Annotated in this window: 17 protein-coding genes; 9 read left to right on the top strand and 8 right to left on the bottom strand. The window is 73.4% G+C overall.

Translation table 11 applies throughout. The features are described 5' to 3' along the window. The first annotated feature begins 46 nt into the window (after positions 1-46). From ABZT03_RS16175 to ABZT03_RS16165, 3 genes are all read left to right on the top strand, one after another. Entirely contained in the window at positions 47-289 is a 243-nt protein-coding gene (locus tag ABZT03_RS16175; RefSeq protein WP_356039294.1) for a DUF397 domain-containing protein, read from the top strand. A 420-nt stretch (positions 290-709) separates the two neighbouring features. Further along, positions 710-3,628 carry an AAA family ATPase gene (locus tag ABZT03_RS16170; protein WP_356039291.1) on the top strand — a complete coding sequence of 973 codons (2,919 nt, stop codon included), beginning with the start codon at positions 710-712 and terminating at the stop codon, positions 3,626-3,628. Between the two features lie 87 nt (positions 3,629-3,715). After that, positions 3,716-4,213: a hypothetical protein gene (locus ABZT03_RS16165; protein ID WP_356039288.1), complete on the top strand. Its 498-nt coding sequence runs from the start codon at positions 3,716-3,718 to the stop codon at positions 4,211-4,213. 5 nt (positions 4,214-4,218) lie between these two features. On the opposite strand, the gene ABZT03_RS16160 is transcribed toward ABZT03_RS16165, so the two are convergent. Together ABZT03_RS16160 and ABZT03_RS16155 are read right to left on the bottom strand one after the other, a co-directional pair. Then, positions 4,219-6,198: an N-acetylmuramoyl-L-alanine amidase gene (locus ABZT03_RS16160; protein ID WP_356039286.1), complete on the bottom strand. Its 1,980-nt coding sequence runs from the start codon at positions 6,196-6,198 to the stop codon at positions 4,219-4,221. A gap of 267 nt (positions 6,199-6,465) precedes the next feature. Then, on the bottom strand, positions 6,466-7,608 hold the full coding sequence (locus ABZT03_RS16155; RefSeq protein WP_356039283.1) for an aminoglycoside phosphotransferase family protein: 1,143 nt from the start codon (positions 7,606-7,608) through the stop codon (positions 6,466-6,468). Between the two features lie 232 nt (positions 7,609-7,840). Here ABZT03_RS16155 and ABZT03_RS16150 point away from each other — a divergent pair, with 232 nt between their 5' ends. Next, complete coding sequence (locus ABZT03_RS16150) at positions 7,841-9,328, top strand: hypothetical protein (RefSeq protein WP_356039281.1); 1,488 nt, start codon at positions 7,841-7,843, stop codon at positions 9,326-9,328. Positions 9,329-9,394: 66 nt separating this feature from the next. Here ABZT03_RS16150 and ABZT03_RS16145 read toward each other — a convergent pair whose 3' ends face one another. Continuing rightward, on the bottom strand, positions 9,395-10,861 hold the full coding sequence (locus tag ABZT03_RS16145; RefSeq protein WP_356039278.1) for a SpoIIE family protein phosphatase: 1,467 nt from the start codon (positions 10,859-10,861) through the stop codon (positions 9,395-9,397). Positions 10,862-11,394: 533 nt separating this feature from the next. On the opposite strand from ABZT03_RS16145, the gene ABZT03_RS16140 reads away from it, so the two are divergent. After that, positions 11,395-11,808, top strand: a complete 414-nt coding sequence (locus ABZT03_RS16140) for an SsgA family sporulation/cell division regulator (RefSeq protein ID WP_356039275.1) — start codon at positions 11,395-11,397, stop codon at positions 11,806-11,808. Positions 11,809-11,901: 93 nt separating this feature from the next. Here ABZT03_RS16140 and ABZT03_RS16135 read toward each other — a convergent pair whose 3' ends face one another. From ABZT03_RS16135 to ABZT03_RS16125, 3 genes are all read right to left on the bottom strand, one after another. Then, positions 11,902-12,930, bottom strand: a complete 1,029-nt coding sequence (locus ABZT03_RS16135; RefSeq protein ID WP_356039272.1) for a Gfo/Idh/MocA family oxidoreductase — start codon at positions 12,928-12,930, stop codon at positions 11,902-11,904. Between the two features lie 61 nt (positions 12,931-12,991). After that, positions 12,992-14,089, bottom strand: a complete 1,098-nt coding sequence (locus tag ABZT03_RS16130) for a chemotaxis protein (RefSeq protein WP_356039269.1) — start codon at positions 14,087-14,089, stop codon at positions 12,992-12,994. 209 nt (positions 14,090-14,298) lie between these two features. Then, the gene (locus ABZT03_RS16125) at positions 14,299-14,742 is read right to left on the bottom strand and encodes a PaaI family thioesterase (protein ID WP_356039267.1); all 444 of its coding nucleotides are present in this window, start codon (positions 14,740-14,742) and stop codon (positions 14,299-14,301) included. Between the two features lie 67 nt (positions 14,743-14,809). On the opposite strand from ABZT03_RS16125, the gene ABZT03_RS16120 reads away from it, so the two are divergent. Further along, entirely contained in the window at positions 14,810-15,235 is a 426-nt protein-coding gene (locus ABZT03_RS16120; protein WP_356039264.1) for a MarR family winged helix-turn-helix transcriptional regulator, read from the top strand. 124 nt (positions 15,236-15,359) lie between these two features. On the opposite strand, the gene ABZT03_RS16115 is transcribed toward ABZT03_RS16120, so the two are convergent. After that, a complete protein-coding gene (locus tag ABZT03_RS16115; protein WP_356039262.1) occupies positions 15,360-16,991 on the bottom strand; it encodes an alpha/beta hydrolase in 1,632 nt (543 codons plus the stop codon). 295 nt (positions 16,992-17,286) lie between these two features. On the opposite strand from ABZT03_RS16115, the gene ABZT03_RS16110 reads away from it, so the two are divergent. The 3 genes from ABZT03_RS16110 (at position 17,287) to ABZT03_RS16100 (ending at position 20,609) form a co-directional block, all read left to right on the top strand. Then, positions 17,287-18,162, top strand: a complete 876-nt coding sequence (locus ABZT03_RS16110) for a chaplin (protein ID WP_356039259.1) — start codon at positions 17,287-17,289, stop codon at positions 18,160-18,162. A gap of 523 nt (positions 18,163-18,685) precedes the next feature. Beyond that, positions 18,686-19,540 (top strand): GNAT family N-acetyltransferase, encoded by an 855-nt coding sequence (locus ABZT03_RS16105; RefSeq protein ID WP_356039256.1) that lies wholly within the window; start codon positions 18,686-18,688, stop codon positions 19,538-19,540. A 292-nt stretch (positions 19,541-19,832) separates the two neighbouring features. After that, positions 19,833-20,609, top strand: coding sequence for a GNAT family N-acetyltransferase (locus ABZT03_RS16100; protein WP_356039253.1), 777 nt, complete (start codon positions 19,833-19,835; stop codon positions 20,607-20,609). A 36-nt stretch (positions 20,610-20,645) separates the two neighbouring features. Here ABZT03_RS16100 and ABZT03_RS16095 read toward each other — a convergent pair whose 3' ends face one another. Next, complete coding sequence (locus ABZT03_RS16095) at positions 20,646-21,527, bottom strand: GNAT family N-acetyltransferase (RefSeq protein ID WP_356039250.1); 882 nt, start codon at positions 21,525-21,527, stop codon at positions 20,646-20,648. Positions 21,528-21,870 lie beyond the last annotated feature (343 nt).

Raw genomic sequence — 21,870 nt, 5'->3', positions numbered from 1 at the left:
CGGTCGCTAGGCTGGCCGCGGACGACGCAATCGGGAGGAGCAGGACGTGGCCGAGACCATCATCCAGCAGCAGCCGCTCATGGGCTGGGACAAGCCCGAGCTGGACCTCAGCGGCGCAGAATGGCACTCGAGCAGCCGTGGCCTGGGGGATGTCCAGATCGCCTTTGTCGAGGGATTCATCGCGATGCGCAACAGTGGCCGCCCGGAGAGCCCTTCCCTGATCTTCTCGCCCGCGGAGTGGGGCGCGTTCGTCTCGGGCGCGCGGGAAGGCGAGTTCGACCTGACGTGACCCGCCGCCGGGAGCGACCCGGCGAACCCTCCGGAAGGTCCGCGGCCGGCCGTCCTCGGACATGACCGGCGTGCGCCCCACCGGGACCGACTTGACGGGCGCCGGTCCCGGCGGACAGCACGCCGACACGGTACGTGCGCCGCCGGCACGGTCTGCGCCGGGTCCGCCCGCGCCGTACGCGCTGCCGGGTCGAGCACTGCCGCCTCGTACGCGCTGCCTCGTCGAGCCTCGCCATCCCGTACGCCCCGCCGCACCGGAGCCCCCTCCGCGCGGCCCGGCTGCCGTCCGCGCCCACGGACGCGGTCAGTAATGCGCGAACCGGGTCGCATGACCCGTCGACGGCGTACTCTGAGGTCCCTGTAGGTCACGGTGCGTGCTCGCTCCCCGTGCGGGTGTCCCGCCGGGACAGGGGGGTGCACCATGAGCCGGCGCAGCGCACGGAGCAGCAGGCTCCTCGAGCGCGAGAGCGAACTCGCCGCCGTGGACGAGGCGTTGGCGGAACTCGCCGGTCCGCGCGCGGACGGCGCCGCGCCCCGCGGCCGCCCCAGGGACGCGCTCCTCGCCTTCGCCGGTCGCGCCGGCATCGGCAAGACCACCCTGCTCACCGAGGTCCGCCGCCGCGCCACCGCGGGCGGCTGCTCCGTGATGTCCGCCCGCGGCGGCGAACAGGAGCAGCGCGTCGCCTTCCACGTCGCCCGGCAGCTCCTGCACCCCGCGCTCGCCGGCTCCGAGGAGAGCGAACTGCGCGCCTCGCTGGGGAGTTGGTACGACATCGTCGGACCCGCCCTCGGCCTGTGCGCCCCCACCGACGGCGCTCCGCCCGACCCCCAGGGACTGCGCGACGGCCTCGACTGGGTGCTCACCCACCTCGCCGTGCGGCACGCCCCCATGGTCGTCGTCCTGGACGACGCGCACTGGGCCGATCCCGAATCACTGGGCTGGCTCGCCGCGTTCGCACCCCGCGCCGAACAACTCCCGCTGCTCGTCGTCGTGGCCTACCGGCCCGACGAACTCCCCGAACACGCCGAGTCCTTGAGAGGACTGCCCGGCCGCGCCGGCGGACGACCCCTGGATCTGGAACCGCTCAGCGCGGGCGCCGTCACCCGCCTGGTCCGCGAGGCGCTCGGCGCGCACGCCGACGACGCGTTCTGCCGCGAGTGCTGGGCCGTCACCGCCGGCAACCCCTTCGAGGCGGTCGAACTGACCGCCAAGGTGCGCGACCGCGGACTCAGCCCCACCGAACCCGGGGCCCACCTGCTGCGCGACCTCGCCGCCGCCGTCAAGGGCAGTGGCCTCATCGCCCGCCTCGAACGCCTCGGCGCCTCCACCGTGCGCTTCGCCTGGGCCTGCGCCGTGCTCGGCACCGAGATCCAGCCGCCGCTCGCCGCCGCCGTCGCCGGACTCGGCCACGAGGAGGCCGCCGACGCCGCCGACGCCCTGCGCGGCGCCCGCATCCTCACCGGCGCCGAGACCCTGGAGTTCGTCCACCCGCTCATCGCCACCGCCGTCTACCGGGCGATCCCGGCCGGCGTCCGCGTCGCCCTGCACGGCCAGGCCGCCTGGTGCGTCGTCGACGGGGGCCAGGGTCCCGCCGTCGCGGCCCGGCATCTCCTGGAGACCCACCCCGAGGGCGACACCTGGGTCGTACGGCAACTGCGCGCCGCCGCCGTCGAGACGTTGCGCGCCGGCGCTCCCGACGCGGCGCGCAGCTACCTGGCGCGCGCCCTGCGCGAACCGCCGCCCTTCGAGGACCGGGCCGCCGTCCTGTACGAACTCGGCTCGGCCTCCCTGCTGACGGAACCGGCCACCACGGTCAACCACCTGCGCGCCGCCCTCGAGGAACCCGTCGCCGACCCGGACCTGCGCCACCGCATCGTCTACCGGCTCTCCCAGGTCCTCGCCCACAGCGACCGCCTCGCCGAGGCCACCGACAGCCTCGCCCGCGAGATCCGGGTGACCGACGACGCCCGGGTCCGGCTGCGCATGGTCGCCGAACAGTTCATGTGGGACGCCTTCCGCGCCGACGAACCCGACCACCCCTCGCGCTCCCGCCGCCTCACCCGGCTGGCCGACCGGCTGACCGGCCGCGACCTCACCGAGCGGTACATCATCGGGCTGCGCGCCTGGGACGCCGTCCTGCGCGGCGAACCCGCCCAGGTCGCCCTGCGGCACGCCGAACGCGCCCTGGTCGGCGGCCTCGGCTGGGCCGAGCCCGACCGCGGTTTCGAGGTACCCGTGCTGGTCGCCCTCGCCTACCTCTACTGCGACCGGCCGGGCCGCACCGAGGAACTCTTCGCCGCCGGCATCGCCGACTTCGAACGGCAGGGCTGGCGCGGCGCCCACCTCTCCTTCGCGTACACCCTGCTCGCCTACGTCCGCTTCCGCCGCGGCCGGCTCGCCGAGGCCGAGGACTTCGTGCGCGCGGGCCTGCGGCTGGCCGCACGCGTGGGACCCGGCACCCCCGCCCACTGGTACGCGGTGGGCATCCTCATCGAGGTCCTGCTCGCCCGCGGCCGGGTCGAGGAGGCCGCCCGGGTGGGCGACGACTACTTCTTCTGCGCGCCCTTCCCGGCCGCCGTCGTCTTCCCCGACGCGCAGACCGTGCACGGCGAACTCCTCCTCGCCCGCGGGCTCACCGAGGAGGCCGCCGCGGAGCTGTCCGCCGCGGGCCGCCGCCTGGGCCCGCGCGGGGTGCGCAACCCCTCCTGGTGCCCCTGGCAGCTCCACCTCGCCCGCGCCGAGAGCCACGAGGCCCCCGAACGCGCCGTCGCCACCGCGCTGGAAGCGGTCGACCGCGCCCGCCAGTTCGGCGCGCCCTCCGCCGTCGGCCAGGCCCTGCGCATCGCCGCCGAGGTCTCCCCGCCATCGGCCCGGGTACCGCTGCTGCAGGAGTCCGTCGCCCACCTCGAACGCTCCCCGGCCGCCTACGAGCTCGCCTGCGCCCTGGTCGCCCTGGGTGCCGAACTGCGCCGTACCGCCCGACCCGCGGAGGCCGCCGAGCACCTCTACCGGGGACTCGACGCGGCCGTGCAGTGCGGCGCCGACGGCCTGGCCGAGCAGGCCCGGGACGAACTCGCCGCCGCCGGCCTGCGCCCGCGCCTCCTGCACGGCACCGAGACCGACACCCTCACCGCCCGCGAACGCACCGCCGCCGCCCTCACCGCCCGCGGCCGCACCGACACCGAGATCGCCGGGGAACTGCGCACCGACGAGCACACCGTCGTACGGCTGCTGTCGGCGGTCTGCCGGAAGGTCGGCACCGACCGTACGGGCCTGGCGTGGGCGCTCGGCGAGCAACCGCGCGGGCAGGACGCCGCCGAGGGAGCCCCGCGGCGCTGATCCGGCCGTGCGCTGTCGGGCGGAGATCGCCACCGACGGGGACCGCCCGCACGTCACGGAACACGCCAGGCCACGTACCATGGCCGCATGTCGTTCCTCCGCCGCCGCAGTGCCACGCCCGCCGGGCCTGAATTCGACGTCCTGGCCATGGATCCGGGCGACTGGCCCGGCAACCTCGGCGCCGGACTGCTGCCCGCCCCCGACGGCACCTGCCAGGGCGTCTTCCTGCGCTACGACCTGTTCGGCGGCCGTGGCCCCGCGATGATCATCGGCAATCTGCCGGAGGGCTCCCCGGCCCGCGACGTCGCCGAGACCGAGGTGCCCTTCGAGGTGGCGCAGCTGCTGCTCGCCCTGGAGAACGACGAGGAGGTCACCGTCGTCGGCACCGAGGACATGCCCGTGATGCAGGGCGACAACCTGCTGATCGTGCGGCGCCTCAAGCTCTCCGAGAGCCGGATCTCCTGCGTGCAGTTCGACCGCAGCGACAACGTCCTGGTGACCATCGCCGCCTGGGACCGCCCCATCACCGACGACCTGTACGCCCTGCTGAAACCGCTCCCCGCGGAGCTGTTCCAGCAGGGCTGAGGCGGTCAGCCTGCCGACGGCGCCACGCGCACGTCCGCCGCGCGGACGAACGCCACCCGGTGACCGAACTGGATCTCGTAGTACAGGTCCTGGCCGGTCACGACCCGGTGCGAGTCGGTGCTGAAGGTGACCGCGTAGTAGTACTCGCCCGGCACCTTGTCACCGACCACGTACTCCTGCCCCGCCGGCAGCCTGTACGGCAGCGGGGACACCGCCTGCGCGGGCACTTCCGCCGGATAGGCGGACGCCTCCGGATAGGCCCGTCCGTACACCGGGACATCTGCCGCACCGTCCTTCGGCGTGACGACCAGGCCGGTCGCGTTCACCGCGGCGGGCGCGGCCGCCGGGTTGCGGAACCAGGCCTTCTGCCCGAGGTACCAGATCGCCGTCCAGTCGCCGTCCTGTCCGGCCACCGCGTACTGCTGGCCGGTGGAGACCCGCGACGACAGGTCGTTCACCCCGGTCGTGGGAGTCGTGCCCAGACCGATGTCCTTGATCAGCGGGTAGGTCTCGCCGGGTCCGGAGTACAGTCGCACCTCGCTCGACCCGTGCGCCGCGCACGGCTGGCCCGAGGTGACGCAACCCGTGTACTCCGGCTGGTTGCCGGCGTAGTCCGGGCGGATGGTGACCAGGCCGCCCTTCTTGCCGCCGGTCGCCTTCAGCGGCCGGTCCAGCAGCTCGAAGTAGTGGCGCCAGTCCCAGTACGGGCCCGGGTCGGTGTGCATGCCCGGAACCGTCGAGGTGGTCGGGCCCGGCACGGTGTCGTGGCCGAGGATGTGCTGCCGGTCCAGCGGGATGCCGTACCGCTTGGCGAGGTACTTCACCAGTCGCGCCGACGACCGGTACATCGCCTCCGTGTACCAGGCGTCCGGGTTCGCCAGGAAACCCTCGTGCTCCAGGCCGATCGACTTGGCGTTGACGTACCAGTTGCCCGCGTGCCAGGCGACGTCCTTCGCCTTCACGTGCTGGGCGATGTGACCGTCCGTGGAGCGCAGCGTGTAGTTCCACGACACATAGGTGGGGTCCTGGACCAGGTTGAGGACGCCGTCCCAGGCGCCCTCCGTGTCGTGGACGACGATGTACCTGATGCTCTGGGACGCCGGACGGTCACCCAGGTCGTGGTTGCCGTAGTCGTTGTCGCCGAACTCCTCGTACGGCGCCGGGATCCACTCGCAGGACACCGACGAGGGGCACTCGGTGCCCGCCTTCCTCGGGGTCCGCAGCCCTGTCCGCCTCAGCTGCGAGGTGTCGGGCGCCAGGTCCGGCTGCGCGGCCAGGGCGACCCGCTGGCCCGCGTCCGTGGTGCGTGCCTCACCGGAGCGCAGCACGGCGTACACGTCGTCGGCGTAGGCCGCCGCCGTCGCACTGTCGTCGGCGCCCGAGAACCGGGCAACCGCGCCGTACCACTCCGCCGGATCCTTGCTGGGCGGTTCGCCCAGGTCCTTCTGGGCGGCCGCCAGCAGCGCGGCACCGCCGGCCAGGTTGGCGGCGGGGTCGGTCCGCAGGCGCTCGGGGCTCAGGCCGGTCAGCTCGGCCGCCTTCGGCAAGGTCTTCAGGCGGGCGGGCAGTTCGGAGTCCGCCGGGATCCTCGCGACCGGGTGCAGGGGCGCGCGGGCACTGTCGCCACGGGCGTCCTCCGTGCCCTCGCTGTGGTGCGGGGCCCGGGCGAGCGCGGTGCGGGCGTCGGTCAGGTGCATCGGCCCGTAGCCGCCGGTGACGCTCGGCGCGCCGCCATGGGTGTCCCAGCGGGACTGGAGATAGGAGACCGCGAGCAGGACGCTCCGCGGGACGTGGTACTCGGCGGCCGCGGCCGCGAACGCCGGCTGGAGCGCGCCGGCGGAGGTCCCGGCGGCCAGGGTACCGGCGTCCGAGGGGGCGGCGCCGAGCAGCGGCAGCAGGAGGGCCGCCGTCGCGAGCGCGCCGGCGGCGGTGCGGGCGCGTCTGTGACCGGGGGTGCGCCGGGGGTGGGGGGCGGATCCTCGCAATGCGGCCTCCTGGGACAGTGGGGCGGGGCGTGCGGTGCCGGGCACGGGTCAGTGCTACCGGCTTGCCGACGATCCGTCAATCATGCCCAGAGGCAGACGATTTCCCATGTCAAGACGGCCACGGAGGAGTTTCGTGGCGGCGGCTTCCGGGCCTGCGGGGCGTCAGTGGCGTACACCAGTGGCTGTCCGGTGAGGTGGCGCGGCCCGGCACGCGCGAAGGCCCGCGGTGCGCCGTTCTCACGGGCGCACCACGGGCCTCGGTCCCCTTCAGCGAGTGCCGACCGCCGCGCGGACGGCCCGGCGGGCCAGCTGGCAGTCGTCGTGCAGCCGCCGCAGCAGCAGCCGCTGCTCCTCGCCGGACGGCGCGGCACCCGGGTGGGCCGGTCCCGGTGCGGCCGGGGTCATGTCGTGCAGGGAGCGCTGCACGGCCGTCTCGTAGGTGCGGATCTCGCGCGTCAGGACCAGCATCAGGTTCACCAGGAACGCGTCGCGCGAGGCGGGACCCGCCGTCTGGGCGATCTGGCTGATCTGGCGGCGGGCCACCGGGGCGTCCCCGAGGACCGCCCACAGCGTCGCCAGGTCGTAGCCCGGCAGGTACCAGCCCGCGTGCTCCCAGTCCACCAGCACTGGACCGGCCGGTGAGAGCAGGATGTTCGAGAGCAGGGCGTCGCCGTGGCAGAACTGGCCCATGCCCTGCCGGCCCGCCGAGTGCGCGATGCCGTGCAGGAGTTTCTGCAGGTCACCCATGTCCCGGTCGGTGAGCAGACCCAGTTCGTGGTAGCGGGAGATACGAGCCGCGTAGTCCAGGGGGGCGTCGAAGGTGCCGGCCGGCGGCCGCCAGGCGTTCAGCCGGCAGATCGAGCCGAGCGCCGCTCTGATGTCCGCGCGCGGCGGCGACTCGGCCGGGTGCCGCTGCAGTGCCGCCACCCGCCCCGGCATCCGCTCGATGACGAGGGTGCAGTTCTCCGGGTCCGCCGCGATCAGCCGGGGGGCCCGCACGGGCGGGCGGTGCCGGACGAACGAGCGGTATGCAGCTATCTCGTGCCGGATCCGCTCCGCCCAGGCGGGGGAGTGGTCGAGTAAACACTTCGCGACAGCCGTGCTGCGTCCCGTCGTTCCTACCAGAAGCACCGAGCGTCCGCTGCGGCGCAGCACCTGTACCGGAGCGAACTCCGGGCAGATCCGGTGCACCGACGCGATGGCCGTGCGCAGCTGGGCGCCCTGTGGGCCGGACAAGTCGAGTCTCCCGCTCAGTGGTTGAGCGTTGACTCCCGGCGCGCGCCGCGTCCGGCCGGCACCGCCGAGCACGGGGGCGGCCGGACGTGCGGGGTCGAGATAGGGGCCGCCGCCACCCGGGCGGGGGTGCAGCGGCCGGGGCGGGGCGGACACGGAGGACGATGCTGTGTACATGGTCGGTACAGATCCCTTCGTGTGCCTGCGACGTCATGCGCCGCCCGGCCCGGTCGCCCGGGTGCACCCTGGGGAGTGTCCCTCGGCGACCGGGTCGGGGTGGCGCTTTCCTACCTGACACCCGTCGCCCAGTGGCACACCATCTGGCGCACCCTGGCGAACCCTGGCGAATAGTCGCCCGGCAACTTGCACGGGGCTACTGTCAACTCAGCCGAGATCCTGGGGGCTTGACGTGAGTGGACAACCCAACACCCGTCTTTCGGACCTGTTCGGCCTGGCCGGCTGGTCCAAGGGCGAACTCGCGAGGATGGTCAACAAGCAGGCGGCGGCCATGGGCCACCCCCAGCTGGCGACCGACACCTCACGGGTGCGGCGCTGGATCGACACGGGAGAGATCCCGCGCGATCCGGTCCCGCGGGTGCTGGCGGCTCTGTTCACCGAGCGTCTCGGCCGTGTCGTGACCATCGAGGACCTCGGTCTGGTCCGGCACGGGCGTACGGGGAAACGGCAAGACGCCGGGAGTGTGGAACATCCCGACGGTGTGCCGTGGGCGCCCGAACGGACTGCCGCGGTCCTCACCGAATTCACGGGAATGGACCTCATGCTCAACCGACGCGGCTTGGTGGGCGCGGGCGTCGCGCTCACCGCAGGATCCGCACTCAGCAGCGCCATGTACGACTGGTTGCACACCGACCCCACCCTCCGGTCCGACGCTCCCTCCTTCGACGATCCCCTGCACGCCGACCCCGCCGGGTACGACCGTTACGACGCCGCCCCCATCGGGTCGCAGGAGATCGAGGAACTGGAGCGCTCGGTCGAGGTGTTCCGTGCCTGGGACGCGGCCCGCGGCGGCGGGTTGCAGCGCAAGGCCGTGGTGGGCCAGCTCAACGAGGTGGGCGGCATGCTCGCCTACCGTCACCCCGACCATCTCCAGCGGCGCCTGTGGGGCGTCGCCGCCAACCTGGCCGTCCTCGCGGGCTGGATGTCGCACGACGTCGGCCTGGAGCCCACGGCCCAGAAGTACTTCGTCATCGCCGCCCACGCGGCCCGTGAGGGCGGCGACCGGCCCCGCGCGGGGGAGGCCCTGTCCCGGGCGGCCCGCCAGATGGTGCACCTGGGCCGGCCCGACGACGCGCTGGACCTGATGAAACTCGCCCGCTCCGGCTCCGGTGAGGCGGTGCTGCCGCGCACCAGGGCGATGCTCTACACCATCGAGGCCTGGGCGCAGGCGTCCATGGGCAAGGGCCAGGCGATGCGCCGCACCCTCGGGCAGGCGGAGGACCTCTTCGTCTCCGACCGGGGGGATGTGCCGCCGCCGAGCTGGATGCAGACCTTCAAGGAAGAGGATCTGTACGGCATGCAGGCCCTGGCCTACCGCACGCTGGCGGAGCACGAGCCGGGTGCCGCCGTGCACGCCCAGCACTACGCGGAGAAGGCGCTGGCCCTGCGGGTCGACGGGCGGCAGCGGTCGAAGATCTTCGACTTCCTGTCCATGGCCTCCGCCTGCTTCATCGCCGACGATCCCGAACAGGCGGACCGGTACGCCCGGTTGGCGCTGATGTCGATGGGCTCGAACTCCTCGCACCGGACCTGGGACCGGCTGCGCCAGATGTACCGGCTCACCGCCGAGTACTCCGGCTACCCCAAGATCCACGAACTGCGCGAGGAGATCAGGGTGGCCCTGCCCAAGCCGAAAGGGGGCCGCAGCGCACGGGCCTGACCGGCCGGTGCGTCCGTGTTCTCGACGGCCCCGCACGGCGGCCGGGCCGGTGGGCGTGTGTGTCCTCTACGCGGTGACCCTGGCGACGAGTACACAGGCGTCGTCCTCGCGGTCGCTCTCGCCGAACTCCTCGACGACCAGGCGTACACAGTCCTGCGCCGTGCGGGCCCCGCCGAACCGGGGGGCCAGGCCGAGGAGGCGGTGCACGGCGTCGGTGCCTCCCCTGTTCCCGGCTTCGCTCGGGCGGGGGGACCCCGTTCGTCCGGACACCAGTCCGTGGGTGTGCAGCAGGAGGGTGTCGCCCACTTCGAGGGTCTCCTCGGCCTGCTCGTACACGGCGCCCGAGGTCGCGCCGAGCAGCACGCCGGCCGGCGCCGCCAGCCTGCGCCCCGTCCCGTCGCGGAAGAGCAGCGGGGCGGGGTGTCCGGCCTGCGCCCACACCAGGGTGCGGGTGTCGGGCCGGTAGCGGCCGCACACCGCGCTGCCGAGGGCCGGCTGCACGGTGGCGTCGAGTAACTGGTTGAGCAGGGACATCAGTTGACCGGGCTGGGTGCCCGCCATCGCCATACCGCGTACGGCGCCCAGCAGGGTCGCCATGCCGGAGGTCACGGAGACACCGTGGCCGGTGAGGTCGCCGACGCTGAGGAGGGTCTGGCCGTCGGACAGTTCGAGTGCGTCGTACCAGTCCCCGCCGATCAGCGCGCCGGCCGAGGACGGGAGGTAGTGCGCGGCGAGGTCGAGGGTCTCGGGGCCCTGGTGCGGAAGACGCAGGGAGCCGCGCCACGGAGGCAGTACGGCTTCCTGGAGTTCGACCGCGATCCGGCGTTCCGTCTGCGCGCGGTGCCGGTGGTGCCGGAGGGACTCGTGGGTCTCGCTCACCGCCTGCTGGCTGCGCCGCAGTTCGCTGACGTCGCGCAGGACGGCCCACATCGAGGCCGTTCCGCCGTCGGCGCCGAGCACGGGCTCGCCCATCATGTGCACGGTGCGTACCGCGCCGTCCGGGCGCACGACGCGGAACTCGCCGTCGATGGGCCGGGCGTCGATGAGGCAGTCGGTCACCATCGCGGTGAGTTTCGGCCGGTCCTCGTCCAGCACCACGGACGGCAGTTCGTCGAGGGTGAGCGGGGGTGCGGCGGGGTCGCGGCCCAGGATCTGGTAGAGCTCGCCGGACCAGCCTGCCTCGTCCGTCAGCAGGTTCCACTCCGCGCTGCCGACCCGGCTGAGCAGCGAGCCGTGCGTCGGCGCCGGTGGCGCGGTGATGCCGTCCGGCTCGGTAGGGGGTACCGGGGGACCGGCCGGCGGGCCGTCCCGGAGCTGCCCCAAGTGCGCGTCCAGGTCGTTGAGTTGATGCAGTGCCAGGTCGCACAGCGCGCGCTGCCAGCGCTCGTGCGGGTCCGCACCGTCGCTCTGGGCCTCCCGTCGTACGGCGTCCACGTCGCCCTTGAGCCGTCGCGCCTGCGATATGAGGGCGTCGAGGGAGCCGCGGCCGGGCGGCTGGGCGGCGGGGCGGTCCGCGGAGAGGTGGGACGGCATACGCACTCCGATGAGGGGACGGAACGGCCTGGGCTGACGGAGGGGCCGTTACGACTGTTGCACAGCCCGCGACGGCTCGTAAGGGATTCGGCAACACACGGCTCGGTGGTGCTTCTGGCATATGCCAGCGTCTTCACGGAGCGATTCGGACCATGTACCTGGCGTAGTCGTCGGGAGGGTCAAGTCGTAGGCGTTGTAAGTGACTTGAGGGGGGTGCGGGGTGGTCGCCCCGGCGTTCATCCGCGTGTTCGACGGCTCTGTGTTCTAGCGAGCATGGCATGCCCGGCGCCGACCGTGCCAGGGGGCCGCGTCCGGGGTGTGCCAGGGCCGATGGACGCCTGCGGGGAACGTGGTGAGGGGGCCCCGTGCGTCACCGGAGGCGGGTCGGCTCGGTTGATGAAGGTATGAACTCAGGACAGTGACACAGATCACATCAATTCACCGCTGGTTCGGCGTAATGCGAGGGGCCCCTTCGGGCTCGTAAAGGCACACGGCGCAACCGGCCCACCTCTCACCCGTAGCGGAGACCGACCATGGACATCACCCTGACGCAGCCCGCCCGTGCCCGACTGATCACCGCGGAGGACCACGAGCTGCCCACCCCCGCCACCCTCCGCTACGAGTCCGGCGACCCGCTGGCCGTGCACATCGACTTCCCGCCCGACATCTCGCTGGACGGCGAGGGAGTCACCTGGACCTTCGCCCGCGCCCTGCTCGGCGAGGGGCTGGAGGGGCCTGCCGGCCGCGGGGACGTGCACATCTGGCCGTGCGGCCGCTCCCGCACCGTCCTGGAGTTCCACTCACCGCTCGGCCTGGCCCTCCTCCAGTTCGACTCGCCCGCCCTGCGCCGGTTCCTGCTGCGGACGTACGCGGTCGTGGCCAACGGCGAGGAGGAGCTCGACGAGGCCGTCGACCGCGGCCTCAGCTCCCTCTTCGGCAGCGTCTGAAGCCCGCCGGGCCGGTGTGCGGCAGCGTCCGAAGCCCGCCGGGCCGGTGTGCGGCAGCGTCCGAAGCCTGCCGGGCCGACGTACCGGCGCGTGTCAGTGGCCGGACTCGGCGTGCGGCTTTGGCCGTGGGGCGAGGGAGACGGCGGTGCGGGCGCCGCCGCTCTCCAGCGACCGGACGCCGGCCTCGGCGACCACGGAGGCCGCGTAGCCGTCCCAGGCGCCGGGGCCGGTGACCCGGCCCTGCCGGGTCGCGTCGACCCACGCCTGCACCTCGCGGTCGTAGGCGTCCGCGAACCGCACGAGGTAGTCCTGCGGCACCTCCTGGTGGGCGGCGCCCCGTGTGGTCACGATCATCGCGTGGTCGTCGCCGACGCGGGCGCTGCCCGTCTCGCAGACGGCCTCGCAACGGACCTGGTAGCCGAAGCCGCAGTTGACGAACACCTCCACGTCGACCAGGGCGCCCCGCTCGGTCTCGAACAGCACGAACTGCGGGTCGAGCAGCCCCTCGGGGGCGCCGGACGAGGACCGCGGGCGCAGCGCGGTCACGGAGGTCAGCTCCTGGCCCAGCAGCCAGCGCGCCGCGTCGATCTCGTGCGAGACGGAGCTGTCGATCAGCATCGCGGAGGTGAAGCCCGGGGGTGAGGAGACGTTGCGATGCGTGCAGTGCAGCATCAGCGGCTGCCCCAACCGGCCGCTGTCCAGCAGGGACTTGAGACGGCGGTACCCGGCGTCGTAGCGCCGCATGAAGCCGATCTGGGCCAGCCGCCGGCCGAGCCGGGCCTCCGCCTCCACCACCCGCAGCGCTCCTGTGGAGTCGGGCACCATGGGTTTCTCGCACAGCACCGGCAGCCCGCGGGTGAACGCCGCGAGCAGGGCCTCCTCGTGCGCGGGACCGGGGGAGGCGATGAGGACCGCCTCGACACCGGGGGCGTCGAGCGCGGCCTCGAACTCCGTGTGCACGGCCACCCCGGCCAGCCCGGCCACCGCTTCCTTCGCCCGCTCGGCGTCAGGGTCGGCCACGGCAGCCACCCTGGCTCCGCTCACCACCTGATCCAGGCGACGTATGTGGTCGGCTCCCATGTGTCCCGCACCCAGTACGGCCACGCCCAGCAGGTCACCCACGTGTGCACTCCCTCTCCGGCGATCGTTCCGGCGTAGCGTAGACCGGCGGAGAAGGGGACGGTCAGTAGCGCAGCACCCCCGCGATGCCACCAACCTCGCCGAGCATGCCGTCCGGTACGAAACGGATGTCCGCGCCGGTCTCCAGGCACTGTTCGACGATCTCGTCCACGATGTCCTCACGGGCGTCGAGGTCGCCGCTCAGAGCGGGAACGAGATGGTTGCCGCCGTCGTCGCGGACCGTCACCCGGTAGTTCTCCTCGACGGCCAGCATCCGGACGCGGCCCTCACGGGCGGTGCGCCAGAGCTCGTCCACTCCGGCCGCGTACGCCTTGCGCCCACGGGCCGACTCGAGTTCGCGCGCCACCGCGTCGGTGTTCCTGCGGGCCTCGGTGGCGACCATCGGCCCCACGGCCTGCCACACGGCCTCGTGGGAGGCGTGGGCGAGCCCGCCGTGCGGGACGTGCACCGCGTGCCGGGTGACGCCGCCGAACTCGTCGAGCGCCGACAGCGCGGCGGTCTCGCCGGTGACGTACGTCGGGCGCGGGCTGTGGCGCAGGACGGCGCCCAGCGCGAGGTCGGCCTCGCGCAGGAAGTGCCGGGTGTCCTCGTCGCGGAAGGTGCTCGGCAGGTCGCCGATCCGTTCCTGGCGCTCCGCGTCGAAGTTCTGCCGCTCCCTGAGCAGGGGGAAGCCGTCGGTGTCGTGCTCGGTGACCCGGTCCACGCCGCCGTTCCACAGGGTGACACGCTCCGCGGACACCGACAGCACCCAGAAGGGCCGCTCGGCGGCCTGGGCGGAGACGAGGTTGCGGGTGAGGAAAGTGTCCGAGAGCACCACACGTTCCGGCACGGTCCTGGCGAGGGACCACACCTGGTGCTCTCCCGGAGCGGCGAAGATCACCAGGCCGTCCTCGGAGTGCGCGAGGTCGACCTCGGCGAGGGCCGCGTCGAGTTGGCGGGTGACGTCCAGGCGCCGTTCCCGGGGGACCGCCGGATCGGACTCGAGTTGCTTCTTCGCCTCGGCCACCAGGTTGCGCAGCCGGACCGGGTCCTGGGCGTTGTCCGGCTCGCGTCGGTGGGTCGGCGTCAGGACGGACACCGCGGGATAGGGGCGCGGGCGGCGCAGCTCGGTGAGGGTCGCGTGACTGAGTGCGTGCTCCATAAGAGCACCATAGGACCGATTCACCGATCGGGCACTTGGGGCAATTGGGGCGGAGATCAAGGGCACTTGTTTGCCGATCTTACGGACCGGAGCGGGAGGTTCGTGGCAGGGGCCCGACGGAGGCGCTCCGGCCCCGTCTCGAAGCCGGTGCCGGTGCCGGTGGCTGTCTCGTCGCGGTTGCCGGTACCGGTCCGGGTGCCGGCGTCGGCTCAGGCGGCGGGGCCCGCCGCTTCCCCGGGTGCGGACACGGCGATCGAGCCCTGGGCCGCGGCGCACAGGGACCGGTTCCCCTCGTCGTCCACGGCGTACAGGTCGCAGCGGCAGACGACCCGGGTGCGGCCGGCCCGGACGACGCGGGCCTCGGCGCGCAGGAGCGTTCCCGTGGCGGGGCGCAGGTAGTCGATGGTGAAGCCGGCGGTGACCGGGCGGGCGCCGCCGGCGGATCCCGCGGCGAAGGTCAGCGCGTTGTCCGCGGCGTAGGCGAGGACCCCGCCGTGCACGTAGCCGTACTGCTGGAGCAACTCCTCGCGGATGTCGAGCTCCAGGGTCGCCGCGCCGTCTCCGAACGCCGTCAGGCGGGTGCCGAGGAGCGCGCTGAAGGGCTGAGCGGCGAGGGTCGCGCGGGCGAGCGCCAAGCCGGGTGTGTCGTTCACGTTCCCACCTCACTTCACTGGTGAAGTGAGACTGGCGCGGACAGGTCCGCTCTGTCAAGATCGGGCCATGTCCGAGCCCGACGAGCGCCTGTTCTTCCTGCTCCAGCGGGCTGCGCACCGGCTGCGCACCGCCGCGGACCGGCGCTGTCTGGCCGCCGCCGGGATCACCACGGCCCAACTCGGCGCCCTGTTCGCCGTGCACGACCGGCCCGGAACCACCCAGCAGGAACTCGCCCGCGCTCTCGGGCTGCGCGAGTCGGCGGTCACCGCGCTGGTCGGACGGCTCACCACGGCCGGTGTCCTCGCCAAGCGGGCCCATCCGCGGGAACACCGCGCCGTCGTACTGGAGTTGACGGAGGCCGGGGCAGCCGCCCTGGAGGCCGCCCGGCCCGAGATCGACCGCTTCAACGCGGAGGTGCGCGAGCTGCTCGGTCCGGACGGGTTCGCCGGCACGGCGGCCGCCATGGACCTGCTCGCGCGCTGGGAACCCTGAAGTACCGCGCTGGGAACCCTGAAGCGCCGCCCGCCGACGGGTCCGGGCCGTTCCCGACGTGCCCCGGCTTTCCCTGCGGCGGCCCGCGCGTCCCGGATCCGTCGTCATCCGTCGTCATCTGTCGTCATCTGTCGTCGTTCTCCTGCCCGCAGGAACTGCCGTCCGCCGGCAGGGAGCCGTAGAGCAGGAAGTCGTCGGCCTTGCGGTGCACGCAGGGGGAGGAGGCGTAACCGGTGTGGCCCTCGCTCCTGTTGTCGAGCACCACGGCCGCGTCGCCGAGTCGCCGTGCCGTCTCCACGGTCCAGCGGTACGGCGTCGCCGGGTCGCCGCGGGTCCCCACGAGAAGCATCTTCGGGCCGGGCAGGTCCTTCACCTCGGCGCGGATGAAGTCGGTGCCCCTGGGCCGGCCGTAGCACATGAGCACCTCGGTGAGCCGGTAGCGGCCGAACACCGGGGAGGCCTGCTCGTACGCGGCGCGCAGCCGGCCGAGGTTCCGGGTGATGCTGTCGGCGCTGGGACGGTCCGGGTCGTCCGCGCAGTTGATCGCCATCAGTGCCGCCGGAACGTTGTCGAGCGGGATGTCCTCGTCGTCGGCCAGCCCCCCGTCTCCGTCGCCGTTCCCGCCGTCACGGCCGGTGCGGGCGCCGCTGCCGTTGCGGGTGTCGTCGGTGGTGTGCGGGGCCGCGCCGCCGCCGGAGAACGCGAGGATGCGCTGCGTGTCACCGTCCTCGACGAGGTCGGCGAGCGCCCGCTCCAGCGCGGGCCACAGCTCGGCGCTGTAGAGAGCCTGGCTGAGGGAGCCCACCAGGTCCTGGCCGGTGAACTCCTGGCCGAAGTCCGTCGGTACGGGATCCTGGTCGAGGGAGTCGATCAGCCGTACGACCTGCTCGCGGCCCGTGCGCGCATCCTGGCCGAGCGGACAGGCGATGTCCTTCACACACCAGTCGACGAAGTCCTCCAGCGCCGTCTGCTGCCCCGCGGCGCCCACCAGTCCCTGCTCGGACAGCGGCTCGGTGAGCGTGTCGACGCCGTCCAGCACCATCCGGCCGGTCTTCTTCGGGAACCGGGCCGCGTACACGGCGCCGAGCCGCGTTCCGTAGGAGAAGCCGAGGTAGTTGAGCTTCCCGTCGCCCAGGGCCTGGCGTATCACGTCCAGGTCGCGTGCCGCGTCGACCGTGCCGATGTGCGGGAGCACCGGCCCCGAGTGCCTGACGCACTGGGCGGCCGCCTTCTCCAGTTTCCTCAGCACGGCCCGCGGATCGGTGTCGAGGTCCGCGCTGTCGTCCGTGGCGTCCGCTGCCTCCTGGGAGCCGTCGCCGCAGCTGACCGGTGAGGACCTGCCGACTCCGCGGGGGTCGAAGGTCACCACGTCGTAGCCCTTCGTCAGGTCCATGAACTCGTTCCCGCTGGAGGCGAGTTCCTTGACGCCCGCGCCGCCGGGCCCGCCGAAGTTCAGCACCACCGAACCTCTCGGTTTCCCGGTCGCCCGATAGCGGGCGAGCGCCAGGTCGAGGGTGCCCGCGCGGGGCTTCGCGTAGTCGACGGGGACGGTGATCCTGCCGCACTGGAGGTCGTCGGGCGTCTCCGCGCCCGCGCAGGCCGACCACTTCACCTTCTGGTCGTAGAACCGGGACAGGTCGGGTCCGGAGCCGTCGGCGACGGCCGTCGGCAGTCCCGCGCCGAGCAGCGTCAGCCCGATCGCACCGGTGAGCGCGCAGCGCCTGACCGAGGGCCGCGCCGACAGCTTGGCCTGCATCAGTGCCTCCAGAGGCGCCCGCCGTGGACCGGTGGACCGGCGCCCTCGATCACGATAGGCGGCCTCCGGGGGCGCCGCCTCTGGGCGAGCGTGATCGCACCGGGCGCCCTACACTGCGCCACCCCCTTCTCCTGACCTTCCGCTTCCTCCGGGCGTACAACGGCTTTGCCGTAGGTTCGAAAAGCATGCAGCTCGAAGGGGTGAAAGGCCGATAAGCCATAACTCGGATGGTTCTCCGACCGTTTCTTCCGGTGCGGGTGAGTGCCCGCGAACCAGTCTGGAAGGCAGGGAACCCATGAGACGGACCACTCGGAACGGTGTGATCGCCGTCGTCGCCGCCTCCGGCGCGATGGCGGTGGCGATGCCGGCGTCCGCCGCGTTCGCGGCGGACGGCGGAGCCGCGGCGGGCGGTGTCGCGGCCGGTTCACCCGGACTGGCCTCCGGCAACGCCGTACAGCTCCCGGTGCACGTCCCGGTCAACGTGTGCGGCAACACCGTCAACGTGGTGGGGCTCCTCAACCCCGCCATGGGCAACACATGCGCGAACGGAGGGGCGGCGGGTGACCGGTCCGCGGGCGGAAGCCACCGGGCCGGGAGAGGCGAGAGCCACCGCACCGGAGGGTCCGGGAACCACCGGGCCGAAGGGGCCGGGAGCCACCGGGCAGGAGGAGCCGGAGCCAGCCGCTCGGAGGCGGGCGGCGGGAACGGTCGGAGCGAGCGGCCCGGAGACGGAAACGGCCGCTCCGGGCAGTCCGGAAGCGGCTGGAGCGGAGCGCTGGGATCCGCCCTGGCCGAGGGCGGAACCGCCGACTCCCCGGGCGTGCTCGCGGGCAACGGCCTGGAGCTTCCCGTCCAGCTCCCGGTGAACCTCAGCGGCAACTCGGTGAGCGTGGTCGGCGTCGGCAATCCCGCCTTCGGCAACGAGTCGACGAACACCGCCGGGGACCGCCCCGACCACCCGGTGGCCCCGGGGGGCCCGACCACGACGCCGATCGCACCGCACCGGACCGTGCCGGCGCCGCGACCCGCGCCGCACGCCCCGGCCCCGTACACGGCGTCGCTCGCCCACACCGGGGCCGACCAGGCCGTACCCGCCGCAGTCGGGGGCGCCGCGCTGCTGCTGACCGGAGCGGTCCTGTACCGGCGCTTCCGGCCGGGCTCGGTGAGCTGAGGCCGAAGGGGCGGCCGGAGGCCGGAGGTCGGAGGCCGGAAGCCGATGCCGGAGGCCGGGCGCCGATGCCGGAGGCCGGAAGCCGATGCCGGAGGCCGGGCGCTGAAGCCGGAGGCCGGCAGTGCGCGGCCTGCCGCACGCAACACGCGGCACACACACCCGGCACGCAACACGCGGCACACAACACCCGGCAGGCAACACGCGCCGCCCCGCGCCGCACGCGGTGAACCCCACCGGAGTACTTCCGCCCCCGGACGATCCGGTGGGGCCGCTGCCGTGCCACCCGCCCCTGCCACCCGCTCCCCGCCCCTGCCACCCGTTCCCTCGGCCATGGCGGCCGTGCAGCACAGGCTTCGAACCGCGAGCCGCGAACCACGCCCGCCCTTCGCCGGCAGCCTGATCGCGCCGTGACAGGCCCGGGGGTGAGCGGCGAGGATGCTGCGGAGGCACCCGAACACCGCCTCGCTGCCCCCGGGCGGCCTCGACCAGCACTCACCTGCCCTCAACGAAACGGAGCGCACGGATGACCTCACCGGCCACGGAGAGTCTCGTCGTCACGCAGGCCGGCCCGGACGACTGGCCGGTCATCAGCGGATGGGCCGCGGCCGAGGGCTGGAACCCGGGGCTGTCCGACGGGCCGGCGTTCTTCGCGCAGGACCCCGAGGGATTCTTCCTCGGCCGGGTCGACGGCGAGCCCGTCTCTGCGATCTCGGTCGTCAACTACGGCCCCGAGTACGCCTTCCTCGGCTGCTACCTCGTCCGGCCCGACCGGCGGGGCCGCGGCCACGGACTCACCACGTGGAAGACCGCGCTGGCCCACGCGGGCGACCGTACGGTCGGACTCGACGGCGTGGTCGCGCAGCAGGACAACTACCGCCGCTCGGGCTTCGAACTCGCCCACCGCACGGCGCGGTACACCGGTGTTCCCCCGCGCTCCGAGCCCCCGGCGGACGTGCGTGCCGTGCGGCCGGCCGACCTGGCGGACCTCGTCGCCTACGACGCCGAGTGCTGCCCCGCCGACCGCCCGCGGTTCCTGGCCCACTGGTTGACCGGCGCCGGACACCGCGCCGTCGTACGTCACGGCGGTGGCCGCGTCACCGGGTACGGCGTGATCCGGCCCGGCCGCGACGCCCTGCGCATCGGTCCCTTGTTCGCCGACACCCCACAGGACGCGCGCGCCCTCTTCTCCGCCCTGACCGCCGAAACGGCGGGCCGGGAGATCGCCGTCGACGTCCCCGGAACGAACGCGGCGGCCGTCGCCCTCGCCCGACAGGCGGGCCTGCGACCTTCGTTCGAGACGGCCCGGATGTACACGGGCCCGGTACGCCCGCACGCCCACGACCGGGTCTACGGCATCACGACCCTGGAACTCGGGTAACGGCGGGGCTCCGGCAGCCGCGCCACCCGCGTGAGCGGCACCGCGCGATCCTGCCGTACCTGCCGTACCTGTCGGATCCGGAGGAGGTCGTGCCGCCCTCGGCCTGTCCCACCGCGGCACGGCTGCCCCGTCGCAGGCCCACTTCGACCGGATCCAGGCCCGCGTCGAGTGCCTGGTCCGGGACCGGGGCCGGCTGCGGACCCGGCCGACGGCGGAGCGGACGGAGCCGACGAAGGTGCCGTAACGGTGTGAAACCCTTGCCGCGGACGCGGCCTGATGCTGGAGTGAGCACATGGATCATGACGCGATACTCGCCCTCTTCGACCGGGACATGCGCGAAGGCGCCCAGCCGGACAGCCCCAGCGCCCGAATCGAGCGGACCGGACGCGTGGTGCGCCAGGTCTCCTCCGAACACGGCTGGAACGGCGTGGTCTGGTCCGACCTGGACGAGGCGAGCGCGGACGCGGCGATCGCCGAGCAGATCGCCCACTACCGCGGACTCGGCCTGGAGTTCGAGTGGAAGCTGTACGGGCACGACCTGCCGGTGGACCTCGGCGCACGGCTGAGAGCCACCGGGTTCGAGCCCCGGCCCGAGGAGACGCTGATGGTCGGCGAGGTGGCCGACGTGATCCTGGACGCCGAGCCGCCGGAGGGCATCCGCATCCTGCCCGTCACCGACCAGGACGGTGTCGACCTGGTGGCGGACGTCCACGAGAAGGCGTTCGGCACGGGCAGCTCCCGGCTTCGGCACCAGCTTCTCGCGCACCTCAAGGCCGACCCGGAGACCGTGGTCGCCGTGGTGGCCCTGGCCGGTGACGTGGCGGTGAGCGCGGCGCGGATGGAACTCGTGCCCGGCACCCGGTTCGCCGGTCTGTGGGGCGGCGGCACCGTCGAGGAATGGCGTGGCCGGGGCATCTACCGCGCCCTGGTTGCCCACCGCGCCCGCGCCGCCGCCGAGCGCGGCTACCGCTACCTCCAGGTCGACGCCCTGAACGAGAGCCGCCGCGTCCTCGAACGCATCGGCTTCCAGCCCCTGACCACGACGACGCCGTACGTGTACGTGTCGTAGCCCGCGGCTGGACAGGCGCAACCGCAGGACCCCGGTTCACAGGTCGAGTTGGTACTCCACCGACCGGTGCGTCGGTACGTAGCCGAGCGCGTCGTTGACGGCCAGCATGGGCGCGTTGCCCGCCGCGGTGTCGGTGCGGAGCCCGGCGAGCTCGGGGTGCCGTTCCCGCGCCCGGCGAATGGCGTGGGCCTTCATCCAGCGGGCGAGGCCGTGGCCGCGGTGTTCGGGGAGCACGGCCGTGCCGTAGTGCAGGCCGTCGCCCCGCCCGTCGCCGGGCACGACGAGCTCGGAGAACCCGACCACCGACCCGTCGGCCACGCTCACCGAGGCCACGGTGTGCAGCAGTTCGCCGCGTCCGGCGACCGCGTCCGCCGCGGCGAGCACCCGTTCCACGTCCCAGACGACCGTGCCGTAGTCGGTGCCCTCCATGGGCATGTCGTCCATGGCGCGACGCGAGTCCGCGTACGTCCGCGCCAGTTCGGGCGGTACGCCGCCGTCCCACTCCGTCAACCGGTAGCCCGGGTGCGGGCGTTGCGCGAGTTCGCCGATCGCGTCGAGATCGGCGTCGGCGAGCGGCAGCCTGGCGTACGTCAGCGCCAGCACCCGGCGGAATCCGCGCGCCGCCAGGAACAGGTCGGCGGGGGAGCCCTGTTCGGCCTGCGCGATCACCGAGCGGCGCCGCGCCGCACGCGCCGCCGCGAGGGCTGCGTCCAGCAGCTCGGTGCCGACACCTCGCCGCCGCTCCGCCTGGTGCACGGCGAGCTCCAGCTCGGCCAGGTGCTGTTGGCCCTCCCTGGTGAACAGTCGCAGGTAGGCGGTGCCGACCGGAGCGCCGTCGGCGCCCGAGGCCACCCAGGCGAGACGGCGGCTCGCCCCGCCGGAGCGGGGATCGGTGAGCGGGGTGAGGTGCGGGGACAAGCGGTTCTCCGTCACATGGCGAGGGGGGGAGCGTCCGGAGGTCGTTGCAGAGGCTCGTCGGTGAGCCCGTCCGGCGGCGCCAGAAGCCTGCCGCCGCGCTCCGTCGCACGCAACGGGATTTCCCACCGACCGCTGTGCCGCCGATGCCCGCACCAGCGGCACCGACGCCGCGGACGCCCCCCGCCCGCGTCATCGGTGCCTCGATACCGGGATCAGCGCCACCGATGAGGCCGGTGCCCGCACCGGAGCTCCCGGATCGAACTCGGGCAGCAGCCGACGACGGCGTTGCCCGCTCCTCCTTCCGCCCCGTTTCAACCACTGGTCAACGCCGGGTCAATCTCCG

The sequence above is a fragment of the Streptomyces sp. NPDC005574 genome (assembly GCF_040605435.1).
In the GTDB taxonomy this organism is placed as follows: Bacteria; Actinomycetota; Actinomycetes; order Streptomycetales; family Streptomycetaceae; genus Streptomyces.
Note: the sequence above shows the minus strand (reverse complement) of the source record. Positions and strands in the feature narration are given on the sequence as shown.